At 67.2% G+C, this 13,840-nt stretch carries 11 protein-coding genes; all 11 read right to left on the minus strand.

Features of this window, described 5'->3' with window-relative positions:
- Window positions 1-2 precede the first annotated feature (2 nt).
- Window positions 3-404: a hypothetical protein gene (locus tag QM714_RS15985; protein ID WP_415102318.1), complete on the minus strand. Its 402-nt coding sequence runs from the start codon at window positions 402-404 to the stop codon at window positions 3-5.
- A complete protein-coding gene (locus tag QM714_RS15990; RefSeq protein WP_415102320.1) occupies window positions 401-1,129 on the minus strand; it encodes a hypothetical protein in 729 nt (242 codons plus the stop codon). The genes QM714_RS15985 and QM714_RS15990 overlap by 4 nt, the downstream gene beginning before the upstream one ends.
- Window positions 1,126-1,437 (minus strand): hypothetical protein, encoded by a 312-nt coding sequence (locus tag QM714_RS15995; protein WP_415102322.1) that lies wholly within the window; start codon window positions 1,435-1,437, stop codon window positions 1,126-1,128. The genes QM714_RS15990 and QM714_RS15995 overlap by 4 nt, the downstream gene beginning before the upstream one ends.
- Window positions 1,437-2,129 carry a hypothetical protein gene (locus QM714_RS16000; RefSeq protein WP_415102323.1) on the minus strand — a complete coding sequence of 231 codons (693 nt, stop codon included), beginning with the start codon at window positions 2,127-2,129 and terminating at the stop codon, window positions 1,437-1,439. Before QM714_RS16000 ends, QM714_RS15995 begins: the two co-directional genes overlap by 1 nt.
- Window positions 2,129-2,632, minus strand: a complete 504-nt coding sequence (locus QM714_RS16005) for an immunity 26/phosphotriesterase HocA family protein (RefSeq protein ID WP_415102324.1) — start codon at window positions 2,630-2,632, stop codon at window positions 2,129-2,131. Before QM714_RS16005 ends, QM714_RS16000 begins: the two co-directional genes overlap by 1 nt.
- Complete coding sequence (locus QM714_RS16010) at window positions 2,632-3,336, minus strand: hypothetical protein (RefSeq protein ID WP_415102325.1); 705 nt, start codon at window positions 3,334-3,336, stop codon at window positions 2,632-2,634. Before QM714_RS16010 ends, QM714_RS16005 begins: the two co-directional genes overlap by 1 nt.
- On the minus strand, window positions 3,336-3,839 hold the full coding sequence (locus QM714_RS16015; RefSeq protein WP_415102324.1) for an immunity 26/phosphotriesterase HocA family protein: 504 nt from the start codon (window positions 3,837-3,839) through the stop codon (window positions 3,336-3,338). Before QM714_RS16015 ends, QM714_RS16010 begins: the two co-directional genes overlap by 1 nt.
- Window positions 3,839-4,390 (minus strand): hypothetical protein, encoded by a 552-nt coding sequence (locus QM714_RS16020; RefSeq protein WP_415102327.1) that lies wholly within the window; start codon window positions 4,388-4,390, stop codon window positions 3,839-3,841. Before QM714_RS16020 ends, QM714_RS16015 begins: the two co-directional genes overlap by 1 nt.
- Complete coding sequence (locus QM714_RS16025; RefSeq protein WP_415102329.1) at window positions 4,344-10,319, minus strand: RHS repeat-associated core domain-containing protein; 5,976 nt, start codon at window positions 10,317-10,319, stop codon at window positions 4,344-4,346. The genes QM714_RS16020 and QM714_RS16025 overlap by 47 nt, the downstream gene beginning before the upstream one ends.
- A gap of 1,014 nt (window positions 10,320-11,333) precedes the next feature.
- Window positions 11,334-12,986, minus strand: a complete 1,653-nt coding sequence (locus QM714_RS16030; protein WP_415102331.1) for a glycoside hydrolase family 13 protein — start codon at window positions 12,984-12,986, stop codon at window positions 11,334-11,336.
- Window positions 12,983-13,702, minus strand: a complete 720-nt coding sequence (locus tag QM714_RS16035; RefSeq protein WP_415102333.1) for a hypothetical protein — start codon at window positions 13,700-13,702, stop codon at window positions 12,983-12,985. The genes QM714_RS16030 and QM714_RS16035 overlap by 4 nt, the downstream gene beginning before the upstream one ends.
- Window positions 13,703-13,840: the final 138 nt, after the last annotated feature.

Raw genomic sequence — 13,840 nt, forward strand, 5'->3', positions numbered from 1 at the left:
ACTCACGAAGCGGATGCCTCTGGCAGCCACTCGACGTCCTCGGCAGCGACCTCGTAGGCGCCCGCACCATCGATGTAGATCAGGAAGTGCCGGATCTTCCAGTGTCCCCAAGTCTCGCTCGGCTCGGCCGCGAGCAGTTCGCCGATCCACTCGGACTGCTCGACCTCAACGAGGGTGTCGTAGGCGTCTTCGATGTGCCACGGCGTGCAGTGCCCCTCCGCACGGAATCGGTAGGCGCGCACTCGGCGGAACCGCAGGCCACCGACGTACATCGAGCCGTTCCGCTCATAGCGGCATCGCAACTCAGCGTCTCCGCCGGGATGGCTGAACACCACGTCCTCGGTGTACGCGGACGGTGGCGGAGAGAGCGGCCCGATCACCCGCTTGACCGCGGTCGAGTTCACGGCAGTTCCGTCCCGTAGCTCGACAGCCCGTTGCGAGTGAGCTGACCCGTGAGTCGAGACTCATAGGCAGCCTGGCCGGTCCGATCGATCACATTCCACGACGACCGCGGGACGCCCGCTCTGATGAGCGCCTGAGACGAGCGGGTGTTGAGGATCAGGGAGTTCCCGTCTCGCACAATGACATCGATCGGGACGTCCTTCGGAGACAAGGCCCCCGACCTCAACGAACCAGCGACATCGTCGATGCTCTGACCCGCGAAGCGCCCGCCGCTGCTGAACATCTCGCTGTAGGACTTCTGCGCGAACCGGGCACCAGCGATGTTAGCACGGGTTGCTGCGTTTGTGGCACTCGCCCGTTCAGAGAGCGCAGAGATCTCCGACGCAGGCCATGCGGTCGCCGTGGTCGTGGTCCTGACCGCGGTCACCCGAGCAGAACGGGTGATGTCGTCGTAGTTGGTGTGGACGCTGCCGGCGATGGTGTCCGGGCATGCCGAAGAGTCGCATGACCAACGGTCGACTGCGTCGTAGGTAAAGCCTCCGTCCCACGTCGTCGGTGGCCCACGCTCGCTAGTGGTTTGCGTGTGCAGGTTGGCGAGCGTGTGGCAGTCGTAGGTGTAGGTCTGGGCTTGCCCCAGCGACTCGGCAGCGCCTGCGGCTGCGACAGGTGAAGCAAGCCCGAGCCACGCGGTCAGAAGGGCGACGACGATGGCGAGGAGTCGGTTCATGAGTGCTCAATCACGACAAAGGCATCGCACGTGCAAACGAGTTCGCAGTCCTCAGACCACAGAACCAATTCGACCGTCCACTGTCCTGCCGTCGTCTGGCCGGTATGAACCTCTGTCACTTCGGCGTAGGTCCACGGATCGGGGATGGAGTTCGTGAACCGCAGGCCAGAAACGCCGGAGCATTCCAGGTCGTAGGTCGTGCTCACGCCCCCGTCAATGACGTCGATCTGGAGCGTGAGGCTGTGCACAACCGGGTCGAAGCCGACTGCCTTGAGTTGCCCGCCCCAGAGGGCGTCCGTGGTGGACATCAGCCGCCTCCTTGGATTCGAGCGATGATCGAGAGGATGTCGCTCAGTGATGACTCACCGATGTCCATGTGGGTCAGGGCAGCGTCGGTGGATGCCTCGCCCCTAACCGTGTAGGTCGCCTTGCCGGGAACACTCACTCGGTAGTAGTTGGTCCGCGCCCCTCCACGTTCCATGACGCGAACCGTGATGCCTCGGCTCCCGTTTGGGATCTCGACGGTGAAGCCGCCCTTGTTCGTCTTGAGGACTCCGCCTGTGGCGTTCGCGACCTCGTCCGCTAGCGAACTCGGCGACAGGAGCTTCGATCCAGCGTTTGTGGCAACACGAGACCATCGACGCGACGAAGGGTCCCCGTTAGTAGCCGCAAGCTGCGAACCCGTCGTCGTTGTAGCCGACGCAACCTGCACAAGCGTCGTGGGGTAGTCGTAGGTGGTGGTCGCCGGAGTAGCGGGCCGATCCGCACGCGCTGAAGTGCCGCGCGACCGGAGGTCGGCGACGTCATGGGTGGCGTTGATCTCACCCGCACCCGGCGGGCCTCGCTCGGCCGCGGTGCAGTTCTCAAGTTTGTCGTAGACCGGGGCGTCGTAGATGTACGTAGTAACGGTCGCCGTCGAGAGGTCGGCCCCAGCCGGCGCTGGCACGGCAAACAGCGCCGCGACGATCGCGACCACAACCCCGACAACCCACTTGACCATCAGGTGTCCTCAGGAACCCGGGGAATGCCAAGCGCATCGCTTATCTGGTCGTCGATCGTACGGAAACTGTGAAGGGCGTAGTCGCCAACCGGCTCGATCGGACCGGCGAGCTCGTTGCCCAAGTCGTCGTAGTACCTGCCTCGTGATCCGCTGAGGAAACAGTGCCGGGGCAGAACGTCGTTGGCGCCAAGCGGGATGTTCCCCAGCGTCTCGAAGTAACCGCGAGTCCATGCCATGCGATTGGTCATGATCGGCGAAACGAGCAGCCGGTCGGGACGGAGAACAGCCTCATCGGGCATCACCTTTGTCGCCGACCTGTCGCGAAAGAGGTAGATCAGGATCGCGGGGTCAGCGCCGATCGCAAGCGTCCATTGCGCCTCGGTCGAAACGACCCGGCCGAAGATGTAACTCGCCTCGGGCAGCCCAACGGCAAAGACATCGCCCGCTTTCACTGCCTTCCGTGAGGGCCTCAGGACATGGATGTTCGTCGTGACGTCAGCCATCAGAACCCGTTCTGCTTGAGCCAGGACTCGCCCCAAGACACGGCGTCGTCGTAGTAGGCGTGGTTGGGCGAGATGCTGTTCCGGACGTTCTGGAAGCCCGGATTCCGCACGATCAGAGCTTGCTCAATAGCCCGCGCCTGACCTCGCGTCACCGGTGCTGACGTGATCGGGTCGAGCGCGAACCGAGCACCATGCTCGCCCTGCCGCCTCGCGAGGTTGTTCGTGATCCCGACGTACACGTTCTTGCCATTGTTCGCGCCGAGGTACACGTACGTATCAGCCGCACCGCCGGATAGTGCCTTGGGCAGGGTGGGTAGTGCGTTTGCGGCAACACGAGACCATCGACGCGACGAAGGGTCCCCGTTAGTAGCCGCAAGCTGCGAACCCGTCGTCGTTGTAGCCGACGCAACCTGCACAAGCGTCGTGGGGTAGTCGTAGGTGGTGGTCGCCGGAGTAGCGGGCCGATCCGCACGCGCTGAAGTGCCGCGCGACCGGAGGTCGGCGACGTCATGGGTGGCGTTGATCTCACCCGCACCCGGCGGGCCTCGCTCGGCCGCGGTGCAGTTCTCAAGTTTGTCGTAGACCGGGGCGTCGTAGATGTACGTAGTAACGGTCGCCGTCGAGAGGTCGGCCCCAGCCGGCGCTGGCACGGCAAACAGCGCCGCGACGATCGCGACCACAACCCCGACAACCCACTTGACCATCAGGTGTCCTCAGGAACCCGGGGAATGCCAAGCGCATCGCTTATCTGGTCGTCGATCGTACGGAAACTGTGAAGGGCGTAGTCGCCAACCGGCTCGATCGGACCGGCGAGCTCGTTGCCCAAGTCGTCGTAGTACCTGCCTCGTGATCCGCTGAGGAAACAGTGCCGGGGCAGAACGTCGTTGGCGCCAAGCGGGATGTTCCCCAGCGTCTCGAAGTAACCGCGAGTCCATGCCATGCGATTGGTCATGATCGGCGAAACGAGCAGCCGGTCGGGACGGAGAACAGCCTCATCGGGCATCACCTTTGTCGCCGACCTGTCGCGAAAGAGGTAGATCAGGATCGCGGGGTCAGCGCCGATCGCAAGCGTCCATTGCGCCTCGGTCGAAACGACCCGGCCGAAGATGTAACTCGCCTCGGGCAGCCCAACGGCAAAGACATCGCCCGCTTTCACTGCCTTCCGTGAGGGCCTCAGGACATGGATGTTCGTCGTGACGTCAGCCATCAGAACCCGTTCTGCTTGAGCCAGGACTCGCCCCAAGACACGGCGTCGTCGTAGTAGGCGTGGTTGGGCGAGATGCTGTTCCGGACGTTCTGGAAGCCCGGATTCCGCACGATCAGAGCTTGCTCAATAGCCCGCGCCTGACCTCGCGTCACCGGTGCTGACGTGATCGGGTCGAGCGCGAACCGAGCACCATGCTCGCCCTGCCGCCTCGCGAGGTTGTTCGTGATCCCGACGTACACGTTCTTGCCATTGTTCGCGCCGAGGTACACGTACGTATCAGCCGCACCGCCGGATAGTGCCTTGGGCAGGGTGGGTAGTGCGTTTGCGGCCAGGGTAGTGCCGGACTCCTTCGCAGCCTGTCGTTCGAGGGCTTTGAGTGCGCCGTGGCGGATGAGGCCTGCCAGGCCTGCCAGCCCGGTGACGTTGAGGGCTGCTCCGGTGCATCCGTTGATCTGGATGTCGAACACGCAGTTGCCGAAGGGGTGAAGGAAACCGTCCTTCAACTCATCTGAACTGCTGGCGAAGTGCTCGTAGTCGAAGCCTGGTGGCACGCGAGTCTGGGCGAAGGGTCCGTGCTCTACTTCGGGCTCGGAGGAGTCGTCGCTGACGACGGTGACTGTTGTTCCGGAGGCTACCGTCCTCTGTTCCCGGGAAGGTCCCGCCTCCCCCGGTGTAGACGGGCGTGCCTCCACCTCCTGATGGCTGGCCGCTGGGGCCGCCGGGCACGGCGGGTGGGCAGATGGCTTGGGCTGTCTGCGGGCAGAGTCCGGAGGGGTCGGTGCCGGCGATGGGGTTGTTGAGGGAGTAGGCGTAGGGGTTGAGGGATTGGGGGTTGCCTGCGATCAGGATGGGGTCGGGGGTGGTGAGGATGTTGAGGGTGGGGTCGTAGGTGCGGTGGTCGAGGCGGATGTCGCCGCCGGGGTCGTGGGTGTGGTCGAGGTAGCCCCGTTCGCCGGGGAGGGTGGACTGGTCGTTCCCGCCGACGGGGTCGCCGTAGGGGGTGTAGTCGAACGTCTCGATGGCCGCGGCGGTGGTGTTGGTCATCGTGGCCCGCATGGAGTGTTGGGGGTCGGTGAACAACCAGGTCCAGGTCTCGACCGCGGCGCTGGCACCGGTCTTGATGACACTCTGGTCGGCTAGCGGGGTGCCGCCGGGGGTGGTGTAGTGCCGGGTCGCGGTCACTGACTCCGGATCGGTGTCGGTGGCGGGGGTGTGGGTGATCTCGAGGTCGCCGAGGTAGACCGTGGAGGTGGTCTGGTCGACCGGATCTCCTTCGGCGTCGAGGCTGCGGACGGTGTGGCGACGTAGCACCCGGATCCCGTCGGTGTCGTAGGCGTTGGTGGTGCGGGTGTCGCCGTCGTCGGCGGTCGTGTTCCAGTCGCCGGTGATGGTGCTGGTCTGGGCGAGGTTGCCCTGGTCGTCGTAGCCGTAGGACAGCTCGGGCCCGGTGTCGGGGGTCCAGGTGGTGATGCGGCCCTGGTCGTCGTAGGCGAGGTTCCCGTCGGTGGGCACCCCGATCGCGTCGGCGATCCCGGCGGGGGTGGTGATCTGCTCGGCCTGGTGGCCGCCGGTGTGGTAGGTGTAGGTGGCGGTGTCGGTGCCCGGGGTGTTCGGCTGCCCGGCGGTCACGCTGGTCAGCTTGTCCACGTCGTAGCCGTACTCGAGGCGGTACGCCTGCGCGCCGGTGGCTGCGAGGATCGCGTCGCTTTCGGTCTGGTTGTTGGGTGCCAGACACGATGTGTTGGGGGTCTTCAGGCCGGTTGCTGCGGTGGCGAGCCGTCCGGCCCAGTCGTAGGTGTAGCACCACTGTCCCGAGGCGGTGCCGCCGCCGGCGGCGGGCACGGTGTTGGTGATGGTGGTCGGGTTCCCCGACCGGTAGTAGGTGTAGGCGTAGTCGGCGATGGTGACCGGACTGTTGGGGTCGGTGGTGTTCTTCGCAGTCAGGCCGGCTAGCCGCCCGGTCCTGGTCTCCCAGGCATAAGTCCGCTTCAGCGTGGTGCTGCCCACGGTGTTGGGCACGCCGTTGCTGGTCAGGCTGGTCGGCTGGTTGCGGTCGCTGTAGCCGGCAGACCCGAGCGTGGTGACCGCGGCCGGGTTGGCGGTGGTGGTGTAGGTCGACTTGTTGTAGGCGTCGCCGCTGGCGGTGTAGCTGGTCGCAACCGTCGCGGCGGGCAGGTCGAACGCCGCGGGGTAGGAGGTGCTGGTGACCTGGTCGAGGTTGTTGTAGTCCAGGTCGACGGTGTAGCTGGTCGTGCCGGAGGATCCGCCGACCCAGGAGGCGGGGAAGCTGGTCGTCGAGCCGGTGGCTCGGCCACGGTTGTCGTAGCCGGTGGGCTTGGTGGTGAACTGGCCCGCCGAGGTGTAGGAGGTGCTGGCGACCTGGCGGCCCAGCGGGTTGGTCACCCCGGTGGCGGCGTCGTAGTCCCAGGTGGCCAGCAGGTCCTCGTCCGCGACGGTGGTGGCGCCTTCGTCGCCGAGGTACCGCTTGGTGGGCCGGCCGAGCTTGTCGTAGCTGGTGGCGACCTTGGGGTCTTCTGAGGTCTCCACGCTGGTGGTGTTGCCGGCCGGGTCGTAGGTGTAGGTGGTGGTGCCGGTGTCGGGGTCGGTCGAGGTGGTCCGCCGGCCAGCCATGTCGTAGCCGTAGGTCCACGACACCGGGCTGTCGCCGGTGGCCTCGGTGAGGTCGCTGGTGATCTTGGTCAGCCGGTTGGCGGCGTCGTAGGTGTAGTCGGCCCGTTGTCCGATCGCGTTGCCGTTGCCGTCGTGGTCCTTGGCCAGCTCGAGGCGCAGCGTGTTGCCCCAGCCGTCGGACCAGGTCCTGGTGGCGCCGGTGGTCGTGGTCGGGGCGATGACGGTGGTCTGGTTGCCGGCGTAGTCGTAGCTGGTGACCATGTTGCCGGCGCTGTCGAGTCCGTAGACCTTGCTGGTCACGGTCCGGCCCAGGGCGTCGTAGGTGTTCTCGGTGATGTCCAGGCCGCGCGCGTTGTCGGCCACGTCGCCGATCGACCGGTTCAACAGCACGCCTGGCGTGGTGGTCCGCACGCTGTGGTAGCTGTAGGCGACCAGGCCCTGGGCGTCGTAGCCGGTGGCCGCGACGAGCCGCTCTCCTGGGTCGTTGACCGAGTCGGTGTGGGTCTCCAGCTCTCGGCCCCAGCCGTCGTAGAAGACCCGGGTGGTGTCGTTGACGGTGTCGGTGCGCCGGGCGGTGGTGACCACCGAGGACGGTGCGGTGGCTGAGACCTGGTAGGCGTAGGCGATGCTCGGATCGCCGGTGTGGTTGCCGGGCTTGCGGACCTCGGTCAACCGGCCCAGCCCGTCATAGGACACCTTGGCGACCTGCCCGTTGGCGTCGGTGACCTGGTTGGGCAGCCCCCGGTAGGGACCCAGCTCGGTGAGGTTGACCGCGGTCTGGCCATGGGTCAGCGGCTCGCTGGTGGTGACCATCGTGAGCAGGTCGTGCTGGGTGTTCGAACCGCTGTTGGAGCCGTTGTTGTAGGTGGTGTCCACCACGTGGCCCAGCGGGTCGGTGGTCTTCGTGGTCCGGCCATAGGTGTCGTACTTCGTCTTCACCGTCGACCATTCCGGCGCACCGGGCACGGTGTTCAAGGCGATGAGCTGGGTGCGGATCGCGGTTGGGGCCGGACGCTCCAGATCAGTGCCCGGCGCCAGCGGGTCGGTCGGGTCCTCGTCACCGTAGAACCACTGCTGTCTGGCTGCCAAGGCGCCGCTGCAGCCTCCGTCATAGCTGGTGGTCTCCTTGGCTGCCTGGACCCAGCCGTCGTTGATGCCGGCCTCCCAGCTGGTGGTGGTGCAGCGGGTCTCCTCGCCAGTGGTCTGGGTGGTGCCATAAGAGTGGTCGGTCACCTTCGCGACCGTGCCGATCAGCACGTTGCGGACCACATCGTCGAAGTCGTTGTAGTCGGTGCTCACCGTCCGGGTCAGCATGTCCGAGCCGTTCCGGACGTGGTAGCGGGTCTCGGTCTCACCGACGATCCGGGCGTCCACAGTGTCGCCGGAGTCCACGGTCTTGATCGGGGAGTAGTCGTGGTAGGTCCGGGTCCGCCACGAGCCATCCTGGTCGCGCACACCCTCCTCGGCGACCATGCCCTGGAAGTAGCCGTGGTCGACGGGCTCGTTGGCGTTCGAGTCGTACTCGACGGTGTCCAGCTTGACGTCGCCGTAGTCGTTGTTGTTGTTCTTCTTCGACTGCGCCATCCCCCGAAACACCAGCACCCGCCGCTGGGACAGGTCTCCGGACACGATCTGCTGGGAGTCGTTGACCTTGCGGGTGTGGATGATGGTCTCGGCGTAGCCGCGCCAGTCGTTCCACGACTCCTCGGCATCATCGGTGTTCGGCGAGCGCAGGTACCGCCAGGCCGGGTCGCCGCGGTACTCGTAGTCGTATACCCGCATCCGGGCCGGGCTGTTCAACGGCCCCGCACCCATGCCCAGCTGGTAGCCCAACGCGACATCGGACAACGCGACCCGGGTCACGACATACTTGTGGAACCACTCCCAATGCGCGCTGCCCGACGGCGGGGCGTACTTCTGCGGGAAGCACTCCCGCGAGGAGTCCCACCGATCCCGGCCATCGACGTAGCCGGTGTCGCAGGCCGTGCCGCCATGACCGTAGACGACCTGGACCTTCCCACCGGTCTCGTTGCGGACCTCGTCAACACGGAACTTGAACATCGTCCGGTTGCTGCCACCCAACAGCGCCACCCGGTTCCGCAAGGCGACCGCGTTGAAGTTGACCGCCGGCACCGAGGTATCCGCACCCCCGGCGTTGCCGGTGTGCAGGATCTGGTTCAACCACAGATCCGGCTCATCAGGATTGCTCCCACCCGAGCCGTCGGGGTCGGGCATCGTGTGCGCCAGCGTGTAGGTGTCCACCAGCCGCGTGTTCGGCGACGACCTGCCCTGGACCGTCTTGGTCTTGACCTGGTAGTACCGCTTGGTCGAGAAGAACGACGGCGAGGCGTTGTCGCACTGGTCGTTGGCATCACAGATCAGGTCCGAGGGCACATCAGGCCACTTGCCCGGCGTGGCCCGTGGACCATCACAGCTCGCCTCCGGGTTCTCCAGCTTCTGCACACACCGGTCCCGCGTGGAGATGTCCACGATCTGCCGGGCGATCTGGTCGCCCTCATGGTCCGGGGACTGGGTGAACCCGTAGGAGATCCTCGACAGATAGCCGCCCCGGTCATAGACCTGCTTGTTGGCATAGCTCGCCCACCGCGAGTAGTAGTTGGTCTGCTTGGCGTAGTCGTACTCCACCCGGTTGCCGAACCCATCGGTGACCAGGTCCAGGTTCCACCGCCACGCCTGCTGACACCACGAGGCCGCAGCCGACGAGGCATGGCACGGCTCGTCGGCGTCGTTGCCGAAGACCGGCACCGTCCACACCGAGTTCGACGCCCCCGCCCGCTTCCCGAACCAGTACGTCGAACCGTCCGGTGTCTCGACCCGGAAACCCTCCTCGTTGTTGTCCGGGTTGGTGAACGGATAGTCCATCGGCGCCGCACCATCGAGGTGGGAGAACCGGACGATCCGCCACCCCGGGTCCTGCCGCATCCGATACACGTCGACGTCACGGTCCGACTGCTGGTCGTGCATCTGCTTCCAAAACACCAGCACCGACGACTTCCCGCCCATCACCAACCTCAACCGGTCGACCAGCTTGTTCTGCTTGGTGATCCAGCACAGATCACCCTTGGCCGGGTTGCCATCCTTCGCACACGAGCCATAGTCCCGAGTGATGTACGACGTCGACAGATCCCAACCCAGACCCGCGGGCGTCGCCTGGGAGTTCTCCGCCAACGTCATCCCGTCCACCGAACCCGACGAATACGACAACCCCAACCCCGGCGCCTCCCCACCCAGAGCCGGCGGCAACGCGAAGTCATAGGAATAGGTGAACTCCCCCGACCCCGCCGAGACCTGCCACCCAGCCGACGGATTCAACGGCGTCGCACCATAGTTCCCCGCACCACCCGAGGTCACATACACCGACCCACCCGTGCCTGACGGCGCAGCCGCCATCAACCCCGCCACCGACACCAAGCCCCGCGCCGCCGTCCCCGCTGTCGCCGCAGTCTCGGAGTCCCACGCCATCGACGACGCCGACCCCGACGGCGAAGAAGAACCCGACGGCGAGGAAGGATCCGGAGACGCGGAAGGATCCGGCAAGGTCGGCCCGACCGGGACGTCCCCGGCCACACCGAAGCCCTCAGCCACCAGCGGATCCGTCGCCGCAGCCGCCTCGATCGCCGCCTGCGCATCGACAGTGGAGAACTCCAACGTGTCAGCGTCGAAGGCGTTCACCGCCGGCACCGGCACCCCCACCGAACACTCCGACAACTCCGGAGTCCGCAGATAACACGCCGGGTAGGCCGTCACCACCAGCCGGTCCGCCCACGCCCCGCCGAACAGGCTCGCAAACCCCCCATAAGACAGCCGAACCTCCACATCATCGACCACCCCAGACGACCCCACCCCAGACTCGGGCCCAGACGACCCCGGACCAGACGACTCGGGTCCGGCAGACGGCGAGTCCGTCGACGGCCCAGCAGACGGCCCAACAGAAGGTCCGGGTGAGCTCGACTCTGACGGCGAGGGTGAGGGCGAGGGCGAGTCGACGGGCACCGAGTCAGCCGGGTCCAGCTGCAACACCACCGCCGCGTCCGCCAGCTCATCGCCCGTCGACAAGCTCACCTCGACCGCCGTCTCCTCCGAGCCATCCCCCGACTCACCAGGCTCCGCGGTCTGCGAACCGCTCCCCGACGGATCCACATCACTCGGCGACCCGGTCGGGTCAGCCATCACCGCAACCGCCGGGACCACCACCCCAGCACCAGCCGCCGAGACCGGCGGCGCGCTCGAACCACCCTCCCCAGCAGCATCAGAATCCGACGCGCCAGGGTCCCCGGGCTCAGGGTCCCCGGGCCCAGGGTCGGGGTCGGGGGCATCGGGATCGGTCCGGATCGAGACCGGCATCCCCGTCACCCGGGTCCACCCCGCATCAGGCTCGACCACACCCGACGCCTCCCCCGGAACCGACGCCGGACCCGACAGAGCATCGATCGCGTCAGCAGGATCGCGCCCCTCATCAACCGACCCAAGCGGCACCGGCGCCACCCCGTCGTCGGCGGCGATCACGACAGGCGCGGCAACCACGCCGATCGCCGCCACACCCGACACGCCCTGACCGAGCACCGCAAGACAAACCACGCCCACAAAGGCGACCCGAGACTTCATCTGCACCTCATCAACCAAGCCGAGCAACACAGCAGCAACTCATCGCCCAGCGCCAAAGCGTGACCGGAACGTATGCCCACGACTCGGGAGCAGGCAACCAACCGCAGATAACAATCAGGACACACACCTCAACAGACACGCCACAACAGACCCACAAGCCCCACAAGCCGCGAGCGCACCGCCCGAGCGACCGATCGGGCCCGACCTGGACTCACTGTCGACAAGCGCCAGAACCGGCTAGCCGTCAGGTTGAGCCACCGGTTCAGCGCACCCAGACCGACGTGTCGGGCGGAGCTGGTCGGCGGTGAGAGGCCCGCTGGCGAGCAGGATTTCGCCGGGAGGGAGCGGGACAGGCGCCTGGCTGCAGTTGACGACGACTCGGAGTTTGCCTCGGTCGAAGCAGAGCACTTCGTCGACGACGGGATGGACCACCACCTCGTCGCCGGAGGACAGCGCCACCGTGCGACGCAGCTCAAGGGCTCGACGAAAGAGGCTCAACGTGGAGTCTGGGTCCCCTGACTGAGCCTCGACGGTCAGGTCGACCCACTCGTCGGGCTGGGGCAGCCACGGCTGTCCCTCGCCCGAGCCGAAGCCGAACGGCGGCTCGTCGCCGCTCCACGGCACAGGCACCCGACAACCGTCTCGGCCCACCTCGCCGGTGCGGAACCACAGGGGGTCCTGCCGCGCAGCGGGAGGTACGTCGACCTGGCCGAGGCCGAGCTCCTGCCCCTGATAGAGGTACGCCGACCCCGGCAGGGCCAGCATCGCCAGCGCGGCGGCCCTCGCCCGGGCGAGCCCGACCTCACCACCGCCGTACCTCGTCACGACCCGGATCACATCGTGGTTCTCCAGCACCCAGGTTGCGCTCGCGCCGACCGGCTCAAGCGCCGCGACGGTCGACTCGATGACGCGGGCGAATGCCCTCGCCGACCACGGGGCCGCCAGCCAGGCGAAGTTGAAGGACTGGCTCAACTCGTCGGGGCGGACGAAGCGGGCCATCGACTCCGGTGTCTTGGTCCAGGCCTCGGCAACCGTCATCCGATCGCCGGGATACTCCGCGAGCACGCGGTGCCAGCGTCGGTAGACGTCGTGCACCTCGGGCTGATCCCACATCGGCTCGTCGTCCTCGTGCGGGGTGACCATGCCGCCGTCCTCGTCGAGGGTCTGCCCGGCGACGACCTCATGAGTGCGGACCTGGTCGCGGAGCGACTCTTCCTTGAACAGGGAGTGTGCGACGTCGATGCGGAAGCCGTCCACGCCCCGGTCGAGCCAGAAGCGGAGCACCGACTCGAACATGTCACCGACCTCGGGGTTGCGCCAGTTGAGGTCGGGCTGGGACTGGTCGAACAGGTGCAGGTACCACTCGCCAGGGGTGCCGTCGGGCTCGGTAGCCCGGGTCCAGGCGGGACCGCCGAAGACGGACTGCCAGTTGTTGGGCGGCTCGTCACCTGCGGGACCGCGGCCCTCGCGGAAGATGTATCGCGCGCGCTCAGGGCTCCCGGGCGCGGCGTCCAATGCGGCGCGGAACCAGTCGTGAGCCCACGAGGTGTGGTTGGGCACGATGTCGACCACGACGCGCAGGCCCAGCCCGTGGGCCGCGTCGACCAGCGCGTCGAAGTCGGCGAGGGTGCCGAACCGCGGGTCGACCGAGCAGGGGTCCGCGACGTCGTACCCCGCGTCGTGCTGCGGTGAGACGTAGAACGGGGTGAGCCAGACGGCATCGGCCCCCAGCTCGCGCACGTGTGGAAGCCGCGAGACGATCCCACGCAGATCGCCGAGCCCATCGCCGTCGGCGTCGGCGAAGCTGCGCACGTAGATCTGATAGAAGACCGCATCGCGCCACCAGACCGCGCCTGCCTGCGCCGGAGCAGCCCGCTCCGATCCGGTCATCGGAACGCCTCCGGGTCGATGGTGATCCACACATGCGTCGCGGCGGCCCGCAGGCGGCCGTCGGCGCCGTAGAGCGCGGTAGCGGTCAGGGTCTTCCGACCGGCAACCTCGACGGTCTTGCCGACCACGACCTGCCGCTCGCCGATGCTGGGTCGCTCGTGCACCACCGCCGCCATCCGGCCGAGCACTACGGGCCGGCTGTCGAGATAGCCGGACCACGCACCGGCGCAGTCGAGTGCTGCCCAGGTGACCGCCAACGTCGCCCGCCCGTCCGCGCCCTCCGCGACGCTCGGATCCGGGACCCAGGTCGCGGCGACCACCTGCTGGCCGGTCTGGATCGGACCCGGGAAGATCCGCAGACCGTCGCCCGGCTCTCGCCCGGTGCCGCACGAGAAGCAGGTCGGGAAGGGATGGTTGCGCAGCCCGGCGTACGACGCCTCGGCGGCGGTCGCGGTGACCGCATCGACCGGCTCGGGTGCTGTCGGCTCGATCGAGGTGCTGCGTGCCTCGGCGACCGTGACCCCGTCGTGGGTCGCGACTAGGACGCCGTCGACCTCGGACACCGGCATCGGCACGTCGAGCGGAGGTGGGACCCGCAGCGTCACCTCGACCGGCCCCACCGGGTCGAGTAGCGCAGCCAGTGCGCCGGCGGTCCAGCCGCCGTTGCCCGAGGATGCCGGACCGCGGAAGCGGGACGGGATGGTCAGCGTGGTCACCGCCGCATCCTCTCCCATCCACCGCTCACACTCGTCGTGGGCTCGCCACGTTGGACAACCGTGCGGGTCGAGTGGGTCCGTCGGTGGCCGGGTCGGGAGCTGCGGCCGTCGTTTGCGCCTCGATGCGGGCACCGAGGG

Origin of the sequence: Nocardioides sp. (genome assembly GCF_047602075.1) — a bacterium.
GTDB lineage: Bacteria > Actinomycetota > Actinomycetes > Propionibacteriales > Nocardioidaceae > Nocardioides.

Excerpts from the sequence above, each read along its gene's own strand:
- QM714_RS15990 (WP_415102320.1), bottom strand. The coding sequence starts at position 1,129 with ATGAACCGACTCCTCGCCATCGTCGTCGCCCTTCTGACCGCGTGGCTC.
- QM714_RS15995 (WP_415102322.1), bottom strand. The coding sequence starts at position 1,437 with ATGTCCACCACGGACGCCCTCTGGGGCGGGCAACTCAAGGCAGTCGGC.
- QM714_RS16000 (WP_415102323.1), bottom strand. The coding sequence starts at position 2,129 with ATGGTCAAGTGGGTTGTCGGGGTTGTGGTCGCGATCGTCGCGGCGCTG.
- QM714_RS16005 (WP_415102324.1), bottom strand. The coding sequence starts at position 2,632 with ATGGCTGACGTCACGACGAACATCCATGTCCTGAGGCCCTCACGGAAG.
- QM714_RS16010 (WP_415102325.1), bottom strand. The coding sequence starts at position 3,336 with ATGGTCAAGTGGGTTGTCGGGGTTGTGGTCGCGATCGTCGCGGCGCTG.
- QM714_RS16015 (WP_415102324.1), bottom strand. The coding sequence starts at position 3,839 with ATGGCTGACGTCACGACGAACATCCATGTCCTGAGGCCCTCACGGAAG.
- QM714_RS16030 (WP_415102331.1), bottom strand. The coding sequence starts at position 12,986 with ATGACCGGATCGGAGCGGGCTGCTCCGGCGCAGGCAGGCGCGGTCTGG.